The organism is Aeromicrobium sp., assembly GCF_049587115.1.
Classification (GTDB): Bacteria; Actinomycetota; Actinomycetes; order Propionibacteriales; family Nocardioidaceae; genus Aeromicrobium.
In genome coordinates, this window is sequence record NZ_JBAVDI010000072.1 from 31,004 (window position 1) to 52,154 (window position 21,151).

A 21,151-nucleotide genomic window follows, 5' to 3' on the forward strand; every position below is an offset into this window, starting at 1 on the left:
TTTCGGCTTCTTCGCCCATTGTGTCCCTGTGGGTTCGACACCGCATGTTCGCCTGGTCAGGTTGACAGGTGCGGTGCGGTGCGACCGAGCGTCGACGGGATCCCGTCGGGGAGGGTGACCTGGCCGGTGGGGACCAGCCGGACGATGACGGACTCGCGGTCCCAGCGCTCGATCGCATGGTCGCTGTCGACCAGGTTGAGCCGGCCGGACTTGAGCGCCGAGGTGGCGGGGGCCCAGTGCTCTGACTCGGGGCTGAGCACCTCGACCCGTGCCTCGGCTTGTGCGACCAGCGCGCGGCTGGACTTGCTGCGCAGGCTCAGGACAACGGTCTGCTGTTCGGTGATTCCCGGCAGCGGTTGCTCGGTGCCCCCGGACACGATGCACACCGCATCACCGACCCACTCGTGCCAGACGGCGTGGGTCCGGCCGGCATACGCGACCCAGACCAGCCCGGACTTCTTGGCCAGGTCTGCGACGAGGTCGGTGTTCACACGGCTCAGCGTACGACGGCTGTTTCGGCTCCGACGGACCGAGGGACCGGCGTGGCCACCGGTCTCGTACCGGTCGCCTCCCGCTCCATCAGTCCCCGGATGAATGTGCCGATCTCCTCGATCGCGGTGCGCGCCTCCGGCAGCCATGATGCGGCGGCCTGGAACACGTGCACCTGGCGGTCCCAGACCTGCAGCTCGCAGGCGACCCCGGCAGACACCAGCCGGTTGGCCATGAGCTCGGCATCAGCCATCAGCACCTCGCGCGAACCGATGTGGATCATCGCGGGCGGCATGTCCGTCAGCGGCATGTTGACCGGGTCGACACGGGGGTTCACCACACTGTGGCGGGTGTCCATCCGCAGCGACACCTCGGTGAGTTTGGCGACGGCACGCAGTGGGAAGGTCTGGCAGCGATGGGCGTTGCGATGCCCCTGCTTGCCCGCCGGGTCGAAGTCGAGCAGGGGTGAGATAGCCACGACTCCGGCAGGCTGGCCCCAACCCTGGTCCATGACGGCCCGGGCCACGCTGAACGCGAGATACCCGCCGGCTGAGTCGCCTGCGATCGTGATGTTCTGCGGAGCGTAGCCTTGATCGAGCAACCAGCGGAACGCTGACACGCCATCGCCGATGGACTCCGTGATCGGCTGGTGCGGCATCTGCCGGTAGCCGACGTTGAGGACGGGCTGGTTCGCGGCGTACGAGATGCGGGAGACCAGACGGCGGTGCGTGTTGAGCCCGCAGCTCAGGAACGCCCCGCCGTGGAAGTACAGGATCGCGTGCTCGTTGCCACCGTGGATGTCGGTGACGCCCTTGGCCTGCAACCACTCGCTCGGACAGGCAGTCAGGTCCACAGTGCGCCACATCGTCCCCTCGTGGACCGGCAGGAGCCGGGCGACGTGGTCGACCAGGTTGGGAGGGAAGACGTCGAATGGCAGGAGCGCCCAGGCTCCCAGGACGGGCCGAACCGTGTGGCGCAGCCCCAGACCAAGGAGGCGGGACTGCACACTCGCTCCGCGGAAGAACTGCGGTTGTGCTGCAAGAGTCAGGTGCGGTGCCATCGAGTTCCCTCCAAGTTTTGTTTCGGCTGCGCTTATCCTCAGTGAGCGCGAACCATCGTTCACGAACTCTTTACCCAGAGTGACTTGTGCCACACCCGTTCGTTAGCGTACTGCCAGTACGCCCCTCCCGCCCTAAGGATCGTCGAATGTCGTTCATGCCGCCCACCGACTCGATGTTCCTGCTCGGAGAGAATCGGGATCACCCGATGCACGTCGGCGGCCTTCAGCTGTTCGTTCCACCGGATGGCGCCGGGCCCGAGTTCGTGCGCGGGCTGCTGGGCGCGTTCCGGCAGACCGACCACATCTCGCCGCTGTTCCGCAAGCGGCCGGGTGAACCGATCGGGACGCGTTGGAAGGTCGATCCGACGATCGACTACGACCACCACGTGCGCCACTCGGCAGTTCCGGGGCCAGGGCGGATCCGAGAGCTGCTCGAGCTGACCTCGCGATGGCACGGGACGCTGCTGGACCGGCGCCGTCCGCTGTGGGAGGTGCACGTTGTCGAGGGCTTGCAGGACGGGCGGGTCGCGGTCTACACCAAAGTGCACCACGCGATGGTCGACGGCGTCTCTGCGCTCCGCCTGATGCAACGTTCACTGAGCGAGGACCCGGAGGCGCTGGACTGCCTGCCCCCGTGGTCCTTGCCGGCCCGCAAGTCCTCGGGCGGCTCGGTCGGTTTCAACCCGCTCGCTCTCGCGCGCTCCGGCGTCGGCGCCGTCAGTGACCTCACCGGGCTGGTTCCAGCCGGCTTGAAGATCGCCAACCAGATCCTCCGCGACGGTGACATCACGCTTCCGGGGGCGCCCAAGACGATCCTCAACGGAAGCGTCGGAGGAGCGCGCCGGTTTGCTGCCCAGTCCTGGGAGATCGAGCGGATCCAACGAGTCGCACGATCGTCTGCGACGACGCTCAACGATGTCGTCCTCGCGATGGTGTCCGGTGCGCTGCGGCAGTACCTCAAGGAGCAGCACGCCCTGCCCGATCAGCCGATGTCGGCCATGGTGCCGGTTTCGCTGGCCCTGCGGGCGGAGTCGGCAGGCAAGGAGGCCGCGACCGGCAACGCGACCGGCGCGATCATCGTCAACCTTGCGACCGACCGTGAGCACGGCGCGACCCGGCTCGAGGAGATCGCCTACTCCTCGCGGCAGGCCAAGAAGATCCTGCGCGATCTGTCGCCGACCCAGATCCTTGCCTTGTCAGCACTGCAGATGCTGCCGCTCGCGCTGACGCCGGTCCCGGGCTTCGTCAAGTACACCAACCCGCCGTTCAACGTCGTGGTCTCCAACGTGCCGGGCCCCAAGAAGCCGATGTACTTCAACGGCTCGCGGCTCGATGGCATGTATCCGGTCTCGATCGTGACGGACGGTCAGGCGCTCAACATCACGCTCACCAGCCGCGACAAGTATCTCGACTTCGGCTTGATCGGCTGCCGCCGCAGCGTCCCTCACCTGCAACGACTGCTGATCCATCTCGAAGACGCGTTGGCGGAGCTGGAGACTGCGTGGGGATGATCGTTGCGGCGTGCTGCAACGACTGCTGATCCATCTCGAGGACGCGTTGGCGGAGCTGGAAGCTGCGTGGGGATGATCCGCTCAGGCGGCGACTCCGGCGGCACGGCAGACTGTCCGGGTGAATGCGTTCCTGGCCCTCGTCGCCATTCTCGGTGTGTCGGCCTCAGGCCCGCTCATGGCCGGCGCTTCGGCCCCCGCCCTCGCCATCGGGTTCTGGCGCAACGCGCTCGGAACGCTTGCGATCGTTCCGTTCACGGGTGCGTCCGCGCGGGCCGAACTGACCGCGATGGACCGCCGCGGTTGGCAGACCACGGCGTTTGCCGGAGTCATGCTGGCGATCCACTTCGGCACGTGGATCACGGCGCTCAAGATGACGTCCGTCGCGGCGGCGACGGCGATGGTCAGCATGCAGGTCGTCTTCGTGGTCGTCATCGACCGGCTGCGCGGTGTGCGAGCTCCGGGCGCGGTTCTGGGCGGCATGGGCCTGGCGATCATCGGTGTGCTGATCATCACCGGGGTCGACTTCCAGCTGTCGGCGCGAGCGGTCACGGGCGACCTGCTGGCTCTGGCCGGGGGGCTGACCGCGGCTCTTTACCTGATGGCGGGCAGCCGGGTGCGTGAGCGGTTGTCCACGACGTCGTACACCGTGACCTGCTACGGGATCTGCGCCGTGGTCCTGGGCTTGGCCTGCGTCGTGGCCCAGGTCGAGCTGGTCAGCTTTTCCGGACGAACCTGGGCAGCGATCATCGGTGTCACGATCACCGCCCAGCTGCTGGGGCACTCCGTGCTCAACCATCTGCTGGCGGTCATGAGCCCGGGCGTGATCTCGCTCCTCCTGCTCCTGGAGGTACCCGGCGCAGCATTGCTGGCCGGCATCTTCCTGGGGCAGACCCCGCCCTTGGGGGTCTACGCCGGCCTTGCGCTGATCCTGTCGGGCCTGGTGGTCGTGGTGCTGCGCCGACCGCAGCCCGACGTCGTGCTCGCCGAGTGAGGGCGACGCCGGGTAAGCAATGTCACCTCGGTCACGACATGACGTACGCCTGACGTCTCGGTAGAGTCAGGAGGTCACCGCCGTAAATGATGAGGAGCCCTCATGGGTCGTCTTGTGTCCACCGAAGGTCTGACCGACATCCAGGAAGAGATCCTGAAGACGGTACGCACGTTCGTCGAGAAGGAGATCTTGCCGGTCGCAACCGAGCTCGAGCACAAGGACGAGTACCCGACCGAGATCGTCGAGGGCCTCAAGGAGCTCGGCATCTTCGGCATCATGATTCCCGAGGAGTACGGCGGACTCGGCGAGTCCCTGCTGACGTACGTCCTGGTCGTCGAGGAGATCGCCCGCGGCTGGATGAGCGTGTCGGGCGTCATCAACACCCACTTCATCGTCGCCTACATGCTGATGCAGCACGGCACCGAGGAGCAGAAGCAGAAGTACCTGCCCAAGATGGCCACCGGCGAGATCCGCGGCTCGTTCTCGATGTCGGAGCCCGGGCTCGGGTCCGACGTGGCCGCGATCAAGACCAAGGCGGTCAAGGGCGACGACGGCAACTACACGATCGACGGCCAGAAGATGTGGCTGACCAACGGTGGTTCGTCCAACCTCATCGCCGTGCTGGTCAAGACCGACGAGGGCGCGGACTCGGTCTACAAGAACATGACGACGTTCCTGGTCGAGAAGGAGGTTGGCTTCGGGGAGACCGCGCCCGGCCTGACGATCCCGGGCAAGATCGACAAGATGGGCTACAAGGGCGTCGACACGACCGAGGCCATCTTCGAGGGCCACCAGATCGCGGCCGAACAGATCCTGGGTGGCGAGTCCGGCAAGGGCTTCTACCAGATGATGGACGGCGTCGAGGTCGGCCGCGTCAACGTCGCCGGACGCGCCGTGGGCGTTGCCAACCGGGCGTTCGAGCTCGGCATCGCCTATGCGCAGCAGCGGGAGACGTTCGGCAAGAAGATCGCTGAGCACCAGGCCATCTTGTTCCGCCTCGCCGAGATGGGCACCAAGGTCGAGACCGCACACGCGATGGTGGTGAAGGCGGCCCGGCTCAAGGACTCCGGCCAGCGCAACGATGTCGAGGCCGGCATGGCCAAGTACATTGCCGCGGAGTACTGCAACGAGGTCGTCGCCGACTCGTTCCGCATTCACGGCGGATACGGTTACAGCAAGGAGTACGAGATCGAGCGCCTCTACCGTGAGGCGGCTTTCCTGCTCATCGGCGAGGGCACGGCGGACATCCAGAAGATGATCATCGGCCGCAGTCTTCTCAAGGAATACAAGCTCTAGGAGCACGCATGTCAGAAGTCTTCTCGCTCGAGTACCCCCAGTCGCTGGGATTGTTCGAGCAGTACGCCGACGCGCAGAAGGCCGTCGACTTCCTGTCGGACAACAAGTTCGCGGTGGAGAACGTCCTGATCGTCGGCACCGAGCTCCGTCAGGTCGAACGCGTGACCGGACGGCTGACGTGGTCTCGCGTGCTGATGGCCGGCGCGGGGTCGGGCGTGTGGCTGGGCGTGTTCATCGGCCTGCTGGTGAGTCTGTTCAGCGACGGCAGCTCGTTCCTGTCGGCAATCCTGGGCGGCATCATGCTGGGCCTGGTCTTCGGCCTCACCTCCGCGGCGTTCGGCTATGCCGCAACTCGGGGTCAGCGCGACTTCAGCTCGGTGAAGACCGTCGTCGCGACCAAGTACGAGGTGCTCGTCGAGCACAAGCTGCGCTCCCAGGCGCAGGAGCTGCTCGCGACGATGCCCGGCAACACCGCCAATCCGTTCGCCTAGCCCCATGACGAAGACGAACCCGGGCAACTTCTTCGAGGACTTCACCGTCGGCCAGGTGTTGGAGCACGCCACGCCGCGCACCGTGACCGAGGGCGACCGGGCACTGTACGGCGCGATCTACCCGAGCCGGTTCGCCGTGCCTTCGTCGGCGGAGTTCGCGGCCTCGGTCGGCCTCGCTCCGGCTCCGGTCGAGGATCTGGTCGCGTTCCACATTGCGTTCGGCAAGACCGTCCCTGACGTGTCGCTGAACGCCGTGGCGAACCTCGGCTACGCCGAGTGCCGCTTCCATCGTCCGGTCGTCCCGGGGGACACCCTGCGGACCCGTTCGGAGGTCATCGGCCTCAAGCAGAATTCCAACGGTCGTACCGGCGTCGTCTACGTGCGCTCCACGGCTACCAATCAACGTGGCGAGGTCGCCCTTGACTGGGCCCGCTGGGTCATGGTGCACAAGCGGGACTCCGGCGCGCCGGCGCCAGAGACTGTGGTGCCTGAGCTGGCACCTGTCGTGCCGGCGGACGACTTGATCGTTCCTGCCGGACTGGACTTCAGCGGGTACGACTTCGCCGCTGCCGGCGAGCCGCACCGGTGTGGCGACTACGAGATCGGCGAGACCATCGACCACGTCGACGGCGTCACGCTGACCGACCCGGAGCACATGTTGGCGACCCGGTTGTGGCAGAACACCGCCAAGGTGCACTTCAACGTCCAGGCGAGGCCCGACGGTGTCCGGCTGGTCTACGGGGGACATGTCATCTCGATGGCCCGCGCCCTGTCGTTCAACGGGCTCGCCAATGCCCAGCTCATCGCTGCGATCAACGCCGGGGCCCACGTCGCGCCGGCGTTCGCGGGCGACACGATCTACGCCTGGTCCGAGGTCCTGGACATCGCCGAGACTCCAGCGCCCGGGGTCGGAGCGCTTCGCCTGCGGCTCGTGGCGACGAAGGATCGAGACGAGTCGATGACGCTGCGCGGTGAGGACGGCAAATACGCTCCCGGCGTCCTGCTCGATCTGGACTACTGGGCGCTAGTGCCGCGATGAGCGAGGCGGCGAGCGCCGAGGTCGAGGACCAGCTCTGGATCGTGAGACACGGCGAGACCGAGTGGAGCAAGTCTGGCCGGCACACCTCGACGACCGATTTGCCGCTGACCGACGCCGGTGAGGAGGCCGCACGCGCACTGGCCGGGCCGCTGGCCGCCGTCGACTTCGTGCAGGTGCTGACCAGCCCGCGTCTGCGGGCGCGACGGACTGCCGAGCTGGCCGGATTCTCCACCGTCGAGATCGACGCCGATCTGGCGGAATGGGAGTATGGCGACTATGAGGGCTTGACGACGGTGCAGATCCGCCAGTCAGTGCCTGACTGGTCTGTCTGGACGCACGAGAGCCCCGGCGGCGAGACGGCAGAGCAGGTGGCCGAGCGGCTCGACCGCATCGTGGCCAGGGCCCGCGCAGTCGACGGCAAGACCCTGGTGTTCGCGCACGGGCATTCACTGCGTGCCCTGGCGGTTCGCTGGCTCGGTCTTGATGTGTCGGAGGGACAGCGATTCGCTCTGGACACCTCGACGATCTCGATGCTCGGGGTCGATCGCGGCACCCAGGTCGTCCGCCGCTGGAACGTCGAACCGTGACACTGCCCTAGGCTGGCGAGGTGAAGATCGACCTCCACACGCACTCCAACCGCTCCGATGGCACCGACTCGCCGGCAGACCTGGTCGAGAACGCCAAGGCCGCTGGGCTCGACGTCGTGGCGATCACCGATCACGACTCCACCGAGGGCTGGAAAGAGGCCGACCGGGCTGCCAAGCGCGTCGGCATCACGCTGGTGCACGGGATCGAGATCTCGACCCGGCTCGAGGGCCGGAGCATCCACCTGCTGGGTTACGAGTTCGACTCTCACGACCGGGCGCTACTGACCGAGCTTCGCCGAATCCTGGATGGCCGGGACGACCGGATGCCCAAGATCGTCGAGCGGCTCAACCACGAGGGCATCGACATCAGCGAGGACGAGGTGCGACACAAGGCGCGTAACGCCCGGGCTTCGGGCCGTCCGCACATCGCCGACGTCCTGGTCGACAAGGCCGTCGTCAAGGACCGCGGCGAGGCGTTCAGCCGATTCCTGATGCCGGGTCGGCCGGGGTACGTGGAGAAGTATGCGGTCGATCTGCCGACCGCGATCGGTCTCATCAAGTCCGCCGGTGGCACGGCGGTCATCGCCCACCCTTGGTCCCGGGGGAGCGATCGCGTGCTGACTCGAGCTCGGATCACCGAGCTCGCGGGCCTGGGGCTCGACGGGATCGAGGTCGATCACAACGACCACGACAGCGAGTCCCGCGCGCGGCTGCGGCAGATCGCTCGCGAGGTGGGGCTCATCCAGACCGGCTCGAGCGACTACCACGGGTCCGGCAAGGGTCCGGAGTTCAGCCTGGGCTGCAACACCACGCCGGCGGACCAATACCACCGCCTGATGTCCCGCTGAGTCATCCCGCGTCTATCACCTCCAACAGACCGTGCAGGAGCGGACGGCGGCCCACGCCGACCGCAACCTTGGTCCGCCGGAGCCTGATCCGCAGCCGAGCCTGACGGGCTGTATTCTCGGCCCTGATCTGAGAGGGTGTGTACGTGTCGGACGCATCAGCCAACGTGTCGGAGGGCTCAGACAGCGGTTTTGCAGGCGTCCTTCTCGGGGGTCGTTATCGCCTCGTCGAGGAGATCGGTCGCGGCTCGACGGGCACGGTTCAGCTGGCCAGGGATGAGTTTCTCGGCCGCGACGTCGCCGTCAAGCTCATCGAGCCACCGGTGGCGGACGCCGAGGCTCTGCGCCGAGACGAGGATGAGGTCAAGGTCCTCGCGCGAATGAACCACCACGGGCTGGTGACCCTGTTCGATGCTGGCGCGGATGTTTCGGACCCGCAGCGGCCACGGATCTACCTGGTGATGGAACTCATCGACGGGCATGACCTTCGTGGACGCCTCGCTCAGGGGCCCTTGCAGTCAGCGGACGTCGCCCAGATCGGTTACGACCTAGCCATGGCGCTTGGCTACGTCCATGACCGCGGTGTTATCCACCGGGACGTCAAGCCCGCAAACATCATGATGTTCGACTACGGCCACGACGCAGCCCGGTCGCGGGCCAAGCTCACCGACTTCGGGATCGCCGTCATGATGGAGGCCCCGCTCGGCGGAGATGCTGGCGCGTTCGTCGGCACGGCTGCCTATGTGAGCCCAGAGCAGGCCAAGAGTGAGCCGCTGGGGCCGTCCAGCGACATCTACTCCCTCGGACTGGTCCTGCTCGAATGCCTCACCGGCCAGAGGTCCTTTCCCGGCGAACCACTGCCCAGTGCCCTAGCGCGTCTGCTGCGTGGGCCGGACATCCCTGCACACCTCGGTCCGCAATGGCTGCGGCTGCTCACGGCGATGACGTCGAACGACCCGGCCTCGCGACCAACCGCTCGTGAGGCTGCCCTGGTGCTAGCCGAGATCATCGCCACTGAGAGAGGGGCCCGACTCGACGGAGCCGCCTCGGTTCGTGCTTCTGACGAGGCGGCCAGATTGGAAGCCGTTCGCCGCTATCAAATTCTCGACACCCCGCAAGATGGGGCCTTCGACCGGATCACTGCGCTGGCCTCGCGGCTGTTCTCGGCGCCCATTGCGATTGTCAGCGTGGTTGACCAGGACCGTATCTGGTTCAAGTCCCACCACGGGTTGGACGTGGAGGAGGTGGACAGGGAGCCGGGGCTGTGCGCCTCGGCGATCCTTCAGGATGAGCCATGGATCACCGAGGATGCCCGACTGGACTCGCGGACGATGGCCAACCCCTTGGTGGCTGGCGCGCTCGGGTTGCAGTTTTACGCGGGCATCCCGCTGCACACCCCGGACGGCTACAACCTGGGCACCCTGTGCATCATCGACCGTCATCCACGAACGTTGAGCCACGACGAGCTCACGACACTTGAAGACTTGGCTGCGATCGTCATGCACGACCTCGACCAACGGATGCAGAGCCGGCAGCCCGCCTGAAGGTGACCATCTCTAGAGGTACTCGCCCGAAGGGCCACCTGCGTGTGCGCCCGTCCGTCGCTCGGCTCAGCGGGACTCGCCCCACGTCTAGAGGGGGCGCGCTCTCCCGTGTCGTGCGTCTGGACACCATACGATGGGTCTTTTCCGTGCACCAACACCTCGAGGATGCCACTATGGCGCGCATGGCTCCGCACACGGTTGCGCTCCACGGCCACGACCTGTCGTACATCGACAGTGGCTCCGGCCCGGTCGTGCTGTTCATCCACGGCATCCTTGGGTCGCAGCAGCAGTGGTCCCACCTGGTCGATGCGATGGACGATGACCATAGGGTCATTGCGCCCGACCTGTTCGGACATGGCGAGTCGGCCAAGCCGCTGGGCGACTACTCGCTCAGCGCGCACGCCGCGGCGATGCGTGACCTGCTCGATCACCTCGGGATCGACAAGGTCACGCTGGTCGGACACTCCCTCGGTGGCGGTATCGCGATGCAGTTCTACTACCTGTTCCCCGACCGGGTCGAGCGCCTCGTGCTGGTCTCCAGCGGAGGTCTGGGACGCGAGGTGAACCTGATCCTGCGATCGGCGACCCTGCCCGGCGCCGCGCACGTGCTCAGCGTCATCGCCTCCGCGCCGGTGCTGTCACAGGTGGAGGCGCTGGGCCGGGGCGCGTCGAAACTCGGCTGGCGACCGAGTGCAGATGTCGGTGCGATCTGGCAGGGTTTCAGCTCGCTGGGGGACCGTGAAAGCCGGGCCGCGTTCCTCGCCACCACCCGTGCCGTGATTGACATCGGTGGTCAGAGCATCAGCGCCCACGACCACCTGGAGGACGCGCCACCCGTCACGACCCTGATCGTGTGGGGCTCGAAGGACCGCATGATCCCGGTCGCCCACGCCCTCACCTTGGAGCGCGAGCTGCCCGACTGCCGTGTCGAGGTATTCGACGGCGCCGGCCACTTCCCGCACCTGGACGACCCGGACCGCTTCGCCCGCCTGCTCCGGGACTTCATCGCGATGTGAGTGTGTCCTTCCACCGAGAAGGCTCGGCCAGAACTTGAAATTTGCGATAGAGATCACACATGTGTCGAATCCCGAATCGTGACGACGCTAGCCCGTGGGGCCGAACTGCTCGACGCGGACGATGTCGCTGCGAATCCCGGCCTCGCCGAGACTCCGACCGACAAAGCTGACGAAGCCCACCGATCCGCACACATAGGCCCGCTCGATGCCGCCGGATCGTTCGGCGAGCTCGTCGGGATAGATGTGCGCCGCGACGCGTTCGTTACCGACGGCGTCGACGTGGTTCTCGCGGGTCAGGGCGACGAGAGCACCGAACTTCTCGAGCTCCTCGATGTATGGGAGACGGGCCCGGGTCTGCGCCGAGGCCACGATGGTCAGCGCCGACGCGGTGCCCATGCGCCGCGCGTACCGCATCATCGAGACGAACGGTACGACGCCGGAGCCGCCCGCGACGCAGATCGACGGCACCGATCCGCCCCACACGAACCAACGGCCGATCGGTCCGCGGACCTCGAGCTCGTCACCGATCTCGACGACGCCGTGCAGGAACGACGAGACCTCGCCACGCGGCAGGCACTCCACCATCAGCTCGATCAGCGGGTCGGCAGGATCCGATGCGATCGAGTACGAGCGCTGAGCGGTGTAGCCGTCGGGCGCCCGGAGTCGGACGACGTAGTGCTGGCCGGGAACATGATCGTGGCGGTCAGCAACCTCGAGTCGGAGCCTGACGTACGAGTCGCCGAGTCGCTCGACCTCGCGGACCGTACCGGTCGTCCAGGAGCTGGCGACCGCCTCGACCTCGCTCACGCATCACCCTGATAGCGCTGCTCGAGCCAGGGGTCGCCACGATCGTGATAGCCGTTGCGTTCCCAGAAGCCCTGCTCGTCATGATCCATCAGGGTGATCCGGGTGATCCACTTGGTCGACTTCCAGAAGTACAGGTGAGGCACCAGCATCCGCACGGGCCCACCATGCTCGGCGGTCAGTGGCTTGCCGTCGAACTCCCACACGATCCAGGCCTTGCCGTCGGTGATGTCCTCGATCGGCAGGTTGGTCGTGTAGCCCGTCGTCGAGACCGCCAGGACGTGAGTCGCCTCCGACGTGGGCCGCGCGACCTCCAGCAGGGAGTCGACGCTGATGCCGGCGAACGTCGTGTCGAACTTGGACCACGTCGTGACGCAGTGGATGTCGCCGACGTACGACGAGCTGGGCAGGGTCTGGATGCCGGGCCAGTCCCACGTCGTTTCCTTCTCGACCAGCCCGTCGATCGTCATGGTCCACGTGTCGAGGTCAACGTGCGGAGTCAGCTCGGCGGACAGCACGGGCCACCCGCTGCCGGTGTCGTACTGGCCGGGTGGGAGTCGCTGATCGCCCCCACGTCGGGCACCGCCGGTGAAGCCGCGGGTGAATCCTGCCATCAGTGGACCTCCGGGCCGTCGACGTCGCTGTGCCGTTGCAAAAATGGTAGCCAGTCCTCGACGAGCCGGACGGGATTCTCCACGGCGGGGGAGTGGCCCGACGCCGGCACCACGAGCACCTCGGTGCCCAGCCGGCGGGCCATCGCGTCCTGGATCTCGTGCGGCCACGCATCGTCATCGGCACCCCGGCCGACCCAGACCGGAACCCGTGCCGCGGCAACCTCGGCGATGATGTCGGGTGCATCGATCAGGAGCTGAGTCATCGCCTTGAGCGACGCGGCATCGTTGGAGGTGAAGCGCCGAGCCAGGAACGCCGTGATCTGCGCAGGTCGTTTGATGCCCTGCTCCCGCAGCTGGTGCAGCTGCAACAGCGGCACCTTGCCGAGCGCCGCAGCCAGACGCTGGAGGGGTCGGGTCACGGTGTCGCCGAGCGCTCCGGGACCGGTGCACAGCAGGCCGAGACTGGCGATGGCGGTCGGCCGGAGCACCGCCGCACGCTGGGCGACCAACCCGCCGAAAGAATGTCCCAGGACATGACTGCTGCCACCGGCGGCATCGACGAGCCACAGCGCGGTGCGGGCGTAACCCTCCAGGGAGTAGTCCGAGCCCGGCGCGCTCTCGTACTGTCCCGGCTGGTCGTAGGCGTCGACGTCGAAGCCCGCGTGAGCAAGCAGCGGCAGGACCGGTGTGAAATCCTCCTTGCTTCCCGTCCAGCCGGGGATCAGCAGGATGTGCCCGCGACGCGGACCGCGGGTCTTCGCCGACAGCATCGCGATGTCACCGTCGGGGCCGACCGCGGTGACCGGCTCGACGCCAGGCGGCAGGTCCAGCGACTTGGGCACGCTCATGCGCAGGCCTGCCGGCGCCGGCGAGCCGCCACGTCAACGACCGCGCTTCGCGAATCGAGTGACCAGGCTGGTGGGGAGGTACTGCGCCAGCGTTGCGAGCACCTGGTAGCGCAACGAAGGGATCGACACCGTCTTGCCCTTGTCCAGGTCCTTGAGCGAGGCGGCGACGACCTTGTCGGCCTTGAGCCACATCCATCGGGGCACGCCCGACACGTCCATCTCTCCACGCTGGTGGAACTCGGTGCGCACGAAGCCGGGGCACAGGGCCTGCACCGAGATGTTGACGTCGCGGTAGTGGATGTTGGCCCACTGCGACAGGTTGAGAAGCCACGACTTGTGCGCGGAGTAGACGCCACGCGGAGTGAACGCCGCGACGCTCGAGACGTTGACGACCTGGCCTCCACCCCGGCCGGCCATGGTCTTGATCGCGGCGTCCATCAGGTGCATCGGTGCCCGCACCAGGAGGTTGAGCTGGTGGTCCTCGTCGGCGATGTCGGTGGTGCCGAACCATCCGGCCAGCGAGGAGCCGGCATTGTTGACCAGCAGGTCGATGGGTCGGGCCGAGTCGGTCAGCCGATTGACAGCGAGCGCGACGCCTTCGGTCGTCGCAAGATCGGCGGTGACGACGTCGACATCGACGCCGTGCTTGGTGCGCAGCTGCGCGGCGACGGACTCCAGCCGATCGGTGGTCCGGGCCACGATCACCAGGTCGTAGCCGCGGCTGGCGAGCTCCGCGGCGTACGCGTGACCGATCCCTGAAGTTGCCCCGGTCACCAGCGCACGACGTGTCATGGAGCAAGCATGCCAAACGACATGGCGTCGGAACATCGAGGTCGGTCGGCAGGTGACACAATGGCGACCGTGACGACGACGATTGCGGTGGCAAACCAAAAGGGTGGAGTGGCCAAGACGACCACGGTGGTGTCCCTCGGGGCAGCACTCGCCGAGCTCAAGCAGCGTGTTCTGCTGGTCGACGTCGACCCGCAGGGCAGTTTGACGTTCTCCTTGGGGATCGATCCGGAGGATCTCGACGTCACCGTCGCCGAGGTGCTGCTGGGCACCAAGCAGGCTGAGGATGCGATCGTCATCACCGACGACGGCATGCATCTGCTGCCGGCCAACATCACCTTGACCCAGGCCGAGGAGAGCTTGGTGGGCCGCACGGGCCGCGAGCAGCGGCTGCGGGTCGCTCTGGACAAGGTTTCGGCCGACTACGACTGGATCTTGATCGACTGCCCCCCGACGCTCGGCGTGCTGACCGTCGGAGCGCTGTCGGCCGCGCAGCAGGTCTTGATCCCGTTGCAGGCCGAGACCCTGTCGCACCGCGGGGTCGGACAGCTGCTCGACACGATCCACGACGTACGCCAGTTCATCAACTCCTCGCTCGAGGTCCTCGGGGTCCTGCCCACGATGTACGACGGGCGCACCAAGCACGCGCAGAACGTGCTGCAGGCGATCCGTGACACCTACGAGCTGCCGATCGTGACCCCGCCGATTCCCAAGACGATTCGCTTCGCCGAGGCGCCGGCGATCGGTCGCTCGGTCCTCTCGACGGCTCGCAACCACAAGGGCGCCGAGGCATACCGCCAGGTTGCGGCAGGAATGCTCGCGAACCACGCCGCGAAGTAGCGCAGCCGACTCGGTGAGCCCGCCGTAGGATGACGAGGTGTCCACGCATCGAGCCAGCCACCGGGCCGCTCGACGCAGCCGCATCGGTGTGCTGGGACTCGCGCTCGGGGTGACGATCGCGGTGGGCGGTGCCGCCGTTGGCGTCCTGCCGCAGCTCAAGGCCGAGCCGGCGGCAGCCGACGTAGCTGCGCTCGGACCGGCGGCGATCGAGACCGCGACGATCCAGACCGTCGCCACCCCGCGACCGACCCCCACGCGCCGGATGGTTGCCGCGAGCGTCAGCACTGAACCGGCCGTGCCGTCCAGCTCGGGCTCGGGGCGCCGGATCGTGTTCGACCAGGGCGAGCAGCGCGTGTGGCTGATCGACGGCGACGAGTCGGTCCGGCGCACGTATCGGGTCTCCGGCAGCCGGTTCGACAATCTGAGACCTGGGACGTTCAACGTGCTGTCCCGCAGTCGTCGCGGGACCTCGTTCGACTACTCGGGCAGCCTGGAGTACTTCGTCCGATTCACGACCGGATACTCCGCGCCGATCGGCTTTCATGCCGTACCGCGCTACAACAGCGGCGAGCTCGAGCAGACCAAGGCGCAGCTCGGCACTCCGTTGTCGGCTGGCTGCGTGCGTCAGTGGCTACCCGACGCGATCGCCCTGTGGGAGTTCGCCCCGGTCGGCACCCCCGTCATTGTCACACCCTGACCGCTGACGGGTCACTTACCGCGCGGTGACGGGTCACGTACGGTCCGGTGACGGGTCACTTACCGCGCGGTGACGGGTCACAAATGACACCGGCTGGTGACTGCAACTGACCCGCCAGCAGGCAATAAGTGACCCGTCAGCGGGGGTTAGTCGGTCTTGGCGACTGGCGTGCCACCGCGTGAGCGGTTGCGGCTACGGTTGCGACGGGGTCGTTGGCCGCCCTCGCTCTGCTTGTCGCCGCCGGCCTGCTGCGAGCTCTGCTCGCCGCCACGGCCGCCCTCGCCGCCTCGGCTTCCGCGGTCATCGCGACCGCCGGAGCGCCCTCCGCCGGAGCGTCCGCCGCCCGAGCGCCCGCCACCGCCGCGACCGTCATCCTTCTTCGGCTCGCGGGGCGATGCAGGCTTGAGGCGTCCCTTGACGTCCCGGCTGATACCGAGGTCATGGAACAGGTGGTCGGACGTGGAGTAGGTCTCCTGCGGCTCGTCGAACGGCAGGCCGAGCGCGGAGTTGATCATCTTCCAGCGCGCCAGATCGGCCCAGTCGACGAATGTCACCGCGATGCCGGAAGCGCCAGCGCGTCCTGTGCGACCGATCCGGTGAACGTACGTCTTGTCATCCTCAGGGCAGTTGTAGTTGATGACGTGCGTGATGCCGGCGACGTCGATGCCGCGAGCGGCAACGTCGGTCGCGACGAGCAGATCGATCTTGCCCTCGCGGAATCGGGAGAGCGCCTTCTCGCGGGCCGGCTGCGCCATGTCACCGTGCAGCGGCGAAGCCGGGAATCCGCGGTCGATGAGCTCGTCCGCGACACGCTGCGCCGTGCGCTTGGTGCGGGTGAAGATGATGATGCGACCCGCGTCGTCGGCCTGCAGGATGCGTGCGACGACCTCGGCCTTGTCCATCTCGTGAGCCTGGAAGACGAACTGCGCCGTCGCCGGCACCATCTGCGTCTCCTCGCCCGACTCCGCCCGGATGTTCATGGGGTGCCGCATGTGCTTGCGGGCCAGACCGACGATCGCGCCCGGCATGGTGGCCGAGAACAGCATCGTCTGACGGGTCTCAGGTGTCTTGGCCAGGAGCGACTCGACGTCGGGCAGGAAGCCCAGATCGAGCATCTCGTCGGCCTCGTCGAGCACCAGGGACTTGACGTGCGACAGATCGAGCGCGCCGCGGTTGGCCAGGTCGAGCAGGCGGCCGGGGGTGCCGACCACGATGTCGACGCCGGACTCCAGGGCGTCGAGCTGCGACTCGTAGGGGACGCCGCCGTAGATCGTGAGGTTACGGGTGCCGCGCCGCTTCGACGCGACCGCGATGTCGCTGGCGACCTGGATCGCGAGCTCACGGGTGGGAGCGACGATGAGGGCCTGCGGCTTGCCCGCGACGACCTGGTCGTAATCGGGATCGTGGGGCGCGACCGTGCGCTGGATGACGGGGATGCCGAAGGCCAGGGTCTTGCCGGTTCCGGTACGCGCTTGGCCGATCAGGTCGGTGCCCATGAGGGCGACGGAGAGCGTCATCTCCTGGATCGGGAATGGATTCTCGATGCCGACGTCAACAAGTGCGTCGGCGATCTCGGGCATGACGCCCAGATCTTTGAACGTAGTCAGGGTCTTCTCGAATTCTTCAGACTCATGGATTATCTGGGGTCAGTCTAACGGCTGGCCGGGCCGGGCCCGCGCTACGCTGCTCAGTCATGGCTTCCAACGACCCCACCACCCCGTCGAGGATCGACGATGCGACCTATCGAACGGGAATCGTCGAGCTGCTCGGACTGCTTGCATACGGCGAGATCAGCGCCTGTGAGCGTCTTGCTGAGGACGCCAAGCTGGCACCCGACCTCAAGAACAAGGTCGAGATCGCGGCCATGGCCACCGCAGAGTTCGGTCACTTCGAGAAGCTTCGGGATCGGCTGGTGGAGCTCGGTGAGGATCCGTACGAGACGATGCAGCAGTTCGCGACGATCTTCGAACGATTCCACAGCCAGACCAGTCCGTCGGACTGGCTGGAGGGGCTCGTCAAGGCGTACGTCGGTGACGGCCTGGCGGCGGACTTTTACCGCGAGATCGCGGCGTACCTCGACGCCGACACCCGAGCCCTCGTTCTCGACACGCTCAGCGGGACCGGCCACTCCGAGTTCGTGATCGACGCGATCCGCGGGGCTATCGAGCGTGACCATCGGGTGGGCGGCCGGCTCGCGCTGTGGGGGCGGCGACTGATGGGCGAGGCGCTGAGCCAGGCACAGATGGTCGTGGCCGAGCGCGATGCGCTGAGCGTCGTGCTGGTCGGCGGGGTCGACCATCCCGGGATGGATCTGGCGGGGATCGGCCGGATGTTCACCCGAATCACCGAGGCCCACGCGGCTCGCATGGCCAAGCTGGGACTGGCCGCCTGACCCTCAGCGTGTTGCAAGGGCACGGCACCGTGCCTCGTCGAGCGGCTGTCCCGCGCGCCGATAGACCTCCGCTGCCCGGGCGAAATGGTCTCGGCTCGCATCGGGGTCGTTCTCGGCGTGCTTGATGTGCCCGCGGACCTCGTCGAGGGCGGCGTACCAGGCGGGCAACCGCATCACGACATTCGCCAGATATTCCGTTGCCTGTTCGTACTTCGCGGCCCGCTCCATGTCGCCGGCGACGGCAGCAGCGATGGCCGCAGGAACAGTCAGGGTGATCCGGCAGCCGGGGCACGTCTCGTCCGGACCCAGCACCGCCGCCTCCGCCGCTTCGAGGGCCGCGATCGCAGCGTCGGGCGTCCTGGCGGCGACGATCCGGGCACCGTAGATTCGGTCGAACAGGTGGAAACCCACCTCGGAGTCCTGTGCGATGGCGAGCGCGTCGTCTAGCATCGTGCGGCTGTCGTCGTCCCGCCCTTGATGCAGCGCTGCCTCGGCCCACCGTTGCAGGGAGAATGCCTCCCCAGTGGAGGCAGCGATGCTGCGGTGAAGCCGGACCGCCGCGGCAAGGTCAACCTCGGCCTCGTCGAGGCGGCCAGCCAACAGCTTCGCCTCACCACCGATGGTGCGGGCGAAAGCGTATCCGCGCGCGGCACCGATTCGTTGGGCTTCCACCCCGAGCGAGTCCGCAAAGGCAATGACGTCGGCATAGGGTCTGGCCCCGTAGAGCAGACGCTGGGTGATGCAGAGCTGACCGTCGAAGACATTGACCGCCAGCTCCGGCAGATGCTGGGTCTCGGCGAGGTCGATTTGTACGCTGCCGCGCAGATCGCCGCGGGCGTGTGCGGCGGCAGCGTTGGCCCAGGACGCGATCACGAGCGACGCGGAGTCCCCAGACTCGAGCGCTAGTCGGCGGCTCTGCGAGGCCATGGCGGCACCGTTGGCCGCATCACCGAATCCGAGGGTGGCAGCGCCCGCGAGTGTCAGTGCCCGAGCGAGGCGGCCCGCGACGGTCACCGGTTCTGCTCCTTCGAGGGTGTGCAGGGCTCCCTCGGCGTCGCCCTGCTTGATCTGCGCCAGTGCCTGACGCGCCACGATCTCGTGCGCCCCCACTGCACCTGCGGCGCGGGCTGCCCGGGCGTATGCCTGCAGTGCTGCAGGATCGCCGAGTGCTTCGAGTGCCGTGGCCCGCAACAGCAGGGCCTCCGCGTGCGAAGGGTCGTGCCCCAGGAGGGGATCCAGGTAGGACAAGGCGTCTCGGAACGCGGCCAGCTCGACCGCCCGGCTCGCAGCGGACAGCAACCAGGGGAGGGCGAATTCGGGGCAGTTGCCGTCCAGCCAGTGCCGCGCGATCTGCCCGGGTGAGCCGCCCAGCTCGGCGAGTCGGCGGGCCGCATCTCGGTGAATGGCGATCCGGTGGTGTGGCGCGATCTCGTCGACCATGGACTGGCGCACCAGATCGTGGCTGAATCGGTAGCCGCCTTCGCTCACGACCAGAACGCCCGAGGAGATCGCTGCATCGAGCAGGGCAAAGGCTTCCACCTCCTCGGTCCCGGTCAGCGCCAGCACGGTGGCGAGATCGAGGTAGTTGCCGGCGAGCGCCAGTCGTTGCAACAGCTCGGTCGTGTGCGCGTCGAGGTCGCTGAATCGCGCGGCGATCGACTCCCGCCGGGTGTGCCCGATGTGCAACGATCCGCCGGCCGCGGCGCTCTTGGCCAGCTCGAGCACGAAGAACGGATTGCCCTCGGCCAGGTCGGTCAGCTTCGCGAGAATGTCTTCCCGATCGGTCAGACCGACTGCTTTGGCCAAGGCACGCGTCTCGTGGCGATCGAGGGGTGCGAGATCGATCTCGATGATCGCGCCGGCGCGCGCAGATCGCGCTGCTCCGTCTCGCAGGATCTCGGACGCGGCGGTCGGACGGTACGCCAGCACCGTGAGGATCGGGGCCGCCACCGCGCCGAGATGGAACAGGGTTTCGAGCGTCGCCGCGTCCGCGACGTGCGCGTCGTCGACGAAGATGACGATGCCGCGATGGCCCGCTGCTGCGGTGAGCAGGCGGCGTATGGCTCCGATCACCTGGTGCCGGGTGACCGGCGCCACCAGCTGCGTTGAACTCTCGACCAGCGGCGAAAGCTTCGCCAGGACGGCGCGGGTCCGTTGGCCCATGGCCTCGAGCGCGCCGGGGTTGGTCGTCACGATCTGTTCGATCACTGCGATCAGGACCGCGTAGGGACCTTCGGACCTGGAGGCTGCCGTGGTCACAGCTGCCCATCCCTCGGCGGTGGCGATCGTGGCCATCTGCCGACAGAAGGCGGACTTGCCGATGCCAGCCGGCCCGCGCACCGCGACGAGAGTCTCGGAGCCCGGTGTGCCGGGCCGCAGTCGAGCGGTCACGGTCGACAGCTCGAGCTGACGTCCGAGCAACCGTGACTCGGCTACCGCGAGCGTCTGGATGCACTCGCGGTAGACGGAGTCCGTCTCGGCGCTCGGCAGGATTCCCACGTCCACCCGCAGACTGGTGCGTAGCCGCCCGTAGCAGGAGATCGCCGCGTGCCGCCGACCTGCCGCCAGCGCCTGACGCATGACTTCTCGGCAGGCCTCCTCGTCGGTCGGGTCCGATTCCATCAGCTGGTCCCACTGGCGGCTCAGTCGCAGCAGGCCCAGATGGAGACCGCGGAGCCGTTCTCGGGATGCCTGGGTCCAGTCGTCGTACAGGGAGCCGGGCAGCAGCTCGCCGGGATAGGACTCGGCTACTGCTCGAGCCGTCTCGGTGTCCCCGGCCGCCAGCGCGTGCTCGGCCGCTGCCGTGAACTCGGCAGCATCTGTGGTGACTACCCTTCCCGGAAAAAGTGTCACGTGGCCCTGCTGGAGCGTCACGGCGGCAGGATCGCCCAGCACGCGGCGAGCGTGGTGTGCAGCCTTGCGAAGGTTGGCGGCTCCGGCAGCTGCGGAGAGGTGGGGCCACAGCGCCTCGACGACCTGATCGCGCAGCAGGCTGTGCCCGTTGGCCAGCGCGAGCAGCTGGACGAGGTCGGCGGCGCGTCGCCCCGGCCATCGGTCGCTGTCGAGCCGCTCACCATTCAGCCGCACTTCGAAGGCGCCGAGGAGCTGCACCCGCACCGGACCGGCCGTCATGGCGTACCTCCAAGACCCCGACAGTACCGAAGTCGGAGCCCGAAGCGGCGAGCCGAGGCTCGACATCGACCCGATCTGACAGGTGAGTCCTGCCTGGTACGGCCGAGGGGAACGTTTCAGGAACGCGAGCTGGCGAGACTCAGTACAAAGCCCTACTCACAGTTTG

General features: G+C 67.3%; 20 protein-coding genes. 12 read left to right on the forward strand and 8 right to left on the reverse strand.

Annotation, left to right across the window (positions count from 1 at the left end; all coding sequences use genetic code 11):
* Positions 1 to 56 precede the first annotated feature (56 nt).
* Together WB461_RS07430 and WB461_RS07435 are read right to left on the reverse strand one after the other, a co-directional pair.
* Positions 57 to 491, reverse strand: a complete 435-nt coding sequence (locus tag WB461_RS07430; protein ID WP_423852090.1) for a hypothetical protein — start codon at positions 489 to 491, stop codon at positions 57 to 59.
* Between the two features lie 5 nt (positions 492 to 496).
* The gene (locus tag WB461_RS07435) at positions 497 to 1,549 is read right to left on the reverse strand and encodes an alpha/beta hydrolase (RefSeq protein WP_423852091.1); all 1,053 of its coding nucleotides are present in this window, start codon (positions 1,547 to 1,549) and stop codon (positions 497 to 499) included.
* Positions 1,550 to 1,695: 146 nt separating this feature from the next.
* Between WB461_RS07435 and WB461_RS07440 the strand changes: the two genes are divergently transcribed.
* The 9 genes from WB461_RS07440 (at position 1,696) to WB461_RS07480 (ending at position 10,869) form a co-directional block, all read left to right on the forward strand.
* Positions 1,696 to 3,060: a WS/DGAT/MGAT family O-acyltransferase gene (locus tag WB461_RS07440; RefSeq protein ID WP_423852092.1), complete on the forward strand. Its 1,365-nt coding sequence runs from the start codon at positions 1,696 to 1,698 to the stop codon at positions 3,058 to 3,060.
* Between the two features lie 118 nt (positions 3,061 to 3,178).
* Positions 3,179 to 4,051 (forward strand): DMT family transporter, encoded by an 873-nt coding sequence (locus WB461_RS07445; protein WP_423852093.1) that lies wholly within the window; start codon positions 3,179 to 3,181, stop codon positions 4,049 to 4,051.
* A 102-nt stretch (positions 4,052 to 4,153) separates the two neighbouring features.
* Positions 4,154 to 5,347 carry an acyl-CoA dehydrogenase family protein gene (locus WB461_RS07450; protein ID WP_423852094.1) on the forward strand — a complete coding sequence of 398 codons (1,194 nt, stop codon included), beginning with the start codon at positions 4,154 to 4,156 and terminating at the stop codon, positions 5,345 to 5,347.
* An 8-nt stretch (positions 5,348 to 5,355) separates the two neighbouring features.
* Positions 5,356 to 5,838: a general stress protein gene (locus WB461_RS07455; protein ID WP_423852095.1), complete on the forward strand. Its 483-nt coding sequence runs from the start codon at positions 5,356 to 5,358 to the stop codon at positions 5,836 to 5,838.
* Positions 5,839 to 5,842: 4 nt separating this feature from the next.
* Positions 5,843 to 6,877: a MaoC family dehydratase gene (locus WB461_RS07460; RefSeq protein ID WP_423852096.1), complete on the forward strand. Its 1,035-nt coding sequence runs from the start codon at positions 5,843 to 5,845 to the stop codon at positions 6,875 to 6,877.
* Positions 6,874 to 7,464 carry a histidine phosphatase family protein gene (locus WB461_RS07465; protein ID WP_423852097.1) on the forward strand — a complete coding sequence of 197 codons (591 nt, stop codon included), beginning with the start codon at positions 6,874 to 6,876 and terminating at the stop codon, positions 7,462 to 7,464. The genes WB461_RS07460 and WB461_RS07465 overlap by 4 nt, the downstream gene beginning before the upstream one ends.
* A gap of 20 nt (positions 7,465 to 7,484) precedes the next feature.
* Positions 7,485 to 8,312, forward strand: coding sequence for a PHP domain-containing protein (locus tag WB461_RS07470; protein WP_423852098.1), 828 nt, complete (start codon positions 7,485 to 7,487; stop codon positions 8,310 to 8,312).
* Between the two features lie 143 nt (positions 8,313 to 8,455).
* The gene (locus WB461_RS07475; protein WP_423852099.1) at positions 8,456 to 9,853 is read left to right on the forward strand and encodes a protein kinase domain-containing protein; all 1,398 of its coding nucleotides are present in this window, start codon (positions 8,456 to 8,458) and stop codon (positions 9,851 to 9,853) included.
* A gap of 173 nt (positions 9,854 to 10,026) precedes the next feature.
* On the forward strand, positions 10,027 to 10,869 hold the full coding sequence (locus tag WB461_RS07480) for an alpha/beta fold hydrolase (protein ID WP_423852100.1): 843 nt from the start codon (positions 10,027 to 10,029) through the stop codon (positions 10,867 to 10,869).
* A gap of 87 nt (positions 10,870 to 10,956) precedes the next feature.
* On the opposite strand, the gene WB461_RS07485 is transcribed toward WB461_RS07480, so the two are convergent.
* The 4 genes from WB461_RS07485 to WB461_RS07500 are packed head-to-tail and all read right to left on the reverse strand — an operon-like array spanning position 10,957 to position 13,927.
* The gene (locus tag WB461_RS07485; protein WP_423852101.1) at positions 10,957 to 11,676 is read right to left on the reverse strand and encodes an FAD-binding oxidoreductase; all 720 of its coding nucleotides are present in this window, start codon (positions 11,674 to 11,676) and stop codon (positions 10,957 to 10,959) included.
* Positions 11,673 to 12,287, reverse strand: a complete 615-nt coding sequence (locus tag WB461_RS07490) for a sulfite oxidase-like oxidoreductase (RefSeq protein ID WP_423852102.1) — start codon at positions 12,285 to 12,287, stop codon at positions 11,673 to 11,675. Before WB461_RS07490 ends, WB461_RS07485 begins: the two co-directional genes overlap by 4 nt.
* Positions 12,287 to 13,135, reverse strand: coding sequence for an alpha/beta fold hydrolase (locus tag WB461_RS07495; protein WP_423852103.1), 849 nt, complete (start codon positions 13,133 to 13,135; stop codon positions 12,287 to 12,289). Before WB461_RS07495 ends, WB461_RS07490 begins: the two co-directional genes overlap by 1 nt.
* Positions 13,136 to 13,168: 33 nt before the next feature.
* Positions 13,169 to 13,927, reverse strand: a complete 759-nt coding sequence (locus WB461_RS07500) for an SDR family NAD(P)-dependent oxidoreductase (RefSeq protein WP_423852104.1) — start codon at positions 13,925 to 13,927, stop codon at positions 13,169 to 13,171.
* Between the two features lie 60 nt (positions 13,928 to 13,987).
* On the opposite strand from WB461_RS07500, the gene WB461_RS07505 reads away from it, so the two are divergent.
* Both WB461_RS07505 and WB461_RS07510 read left to right on the forward strand, forming a co-directional pair.
* Positions 13,988 to 14,764: a ParA family protein gene (locus WB461_RS07505; RefSeq protein WP_423852105.1), complete on the forward strand. Its 777-nt coding sequence runs from the start codon at positions 13,988 to 13,990 to the stop codon at positions 14,762 to 14,764.
* Positions 14,765 to 14,801: 37 nt separating this feature from the next.
* Positions 14,802 to 15,461 (forward strand): L,D-transpeptidase, encoded by a 660-nt coding sequence (locus WB461_RS07510; protein ID WP_423852106.1) that lies wholly within the window; start codon positions 14,802 to 14,804, stop codon positions 15,459 to 15,461.
* 146 nt (positions 15,462 to 15,607) lie between these two features.
* Here WB461_RS07510 and WB461_RS07515 read toward each other — a convergent pair whose 3' ends face one another.
* Positions 15,608 to 17,041, reverse strand: coding sequence for a DEAD/DEAH box helicase (locus WB461_RS07515; protein ID WP_423852107.1), 1,434 nt, complete (start codon positions 17,039 to 17,041; stop codon positions 15,608 to 15,610).
* 113 nt (positions 17,042 to 17,154) lie between these two features.
* On the opposite strand from WB461_RS07515, the gene WB461_RS07520 reads away from it, so the two are divergent.
* Positions 17,155 to 17,853 carry a ferritin-like fold-containing protein gene (locus WB461_RS07520; protein WP_423852108.1) on the forward strand — a complete coding sequence of 233 codons (699 nt, stop codon included), beginning with the start codon at positions 17,155 to 17,157 and terminating at the stop codon, positions 17,851 to 17,853.
* A 3-nt stretch (positions 17,854 to 17,856) separates the two neighbouring features.
* On the opposite strand, the gene WB461_RS07525 is transcribed toward WB461_RS07520, so the two are convergent.
* Complete coding sequence (locus tag WB461_RS07525) at positions 17,857 to 20,985, reverse strand: AAA family ATPase (RefSeq protein ID WP_423852109.1); 3,129 nt, start codon at positions 20,983 to 20,985, stop codon at positions 17,857 to 17,859.
* Between the last annotated feature and the right edge of the window lie 166 nt (positions 20,986 to 21,151).

Excerpts from the sequence above, each read along its gene's own strand:
- WB461_RS07500 (WP_423852104.1), bottom strand. The coding sequence starts at position 13,927 with ATGACACGTCGTGCGCTGGTGACCGGGGCAACTTCAGGGATCGGTCAC.
- WB461_RS07455 (WP_423852095.1), top strand. The coding sequence starts at position 5,356 with ATGTCAGAAGTCTTCTCGCTCGAGTACCCCCAGTCGCTGGGATTGTTC.
- WB461_RS07515 (WP_423852107.1), bottom strand. The coding sequence starts at position 17,041 with ATGCCCGAGATCGCCGACGCACTTGTTGACGTCGGCATCGAGAATCCA.
- WB461_RS07520 (WP_423852108.1), top strand. The coding sequence starts at position 17,155 with ATGGCTTCCAACGACCCCACCACCCCGTCGAGGATCGACGATGCGACC.
- WB461_RS07525 (WP_423852109.1), bottom strand. The coding sequence starts at position 20,985 with ATGACGGCCGGTCCGGTGCGGGTGCAGCTCCTCGGCGCCTTCGAAGTG.
- WB461_RS07435 (WP_423852091.1), bottom strand. The coding sequence starts at position 1,549 with ATGGCACCGCACCTGACTCTTGCAGCACAACCGCAGTTCTTCCGCGGA.
- WB461_RS07480 (WP_423852100.1), top strand. The coding sequence starts at position 10,027 with ATGGCGCGCATGGCTCCGCACACGGTTGCGCTCCACGGCCACGACCTG.
- WB461_RS07440 (WP_423852092.1), top strand. The coding sequence starts at position 1,696 with ATGTCGTTCATGCCGCCCACCGACTCGATGTTCCTGCTCGGAGAGAAT.
- WB461_RS07505 (WP_423852105.1), top strand. The coding sequence starts at position 13,988 with ATGGCGACCGTGACGACGACGATTGCGGTGGCAAACCAAAAGGGTGGA.
- WB461_RS07465 (WP_423852097.1), top strand. The coding sequence starts at position 6,874 with ATGAGCGAGGCGGCGAGCGCCGAGGTCGAGGACCAGCTCTGGATCGTG.
- WB461_RS07495 (WP_423852103.1), bottom strand. The coding sequence starts at position 13,135 with ATGAGCGTGCCCAAGTCGCTGGACCTGCCGCCTGGCGTCGAGCCGGTC.
- WB461_RS07460 (WP_423852096.1), top strand. The coding sequence starts at position 5,843 with ATGACGAAGACGAACCCGGGCAACTTCTTCGAGGACTTCACCGTCGGC.
- WB461_RS07450 (WP_423852094.1), top strand. The coding sequence starts at position 4,154 with ATGGGTCGTCTTGTGTCCACCGAAGGTCTGACCGACATCCAGGAAGAG.
- WB461_RS07490 (WP_423852102.1), bottom strand. The coding sequence starts at position 12,287 with ATGGCAGGATTCACCCGCGGCTTCACCGGCGGTGCCCGACGTGGGGGC.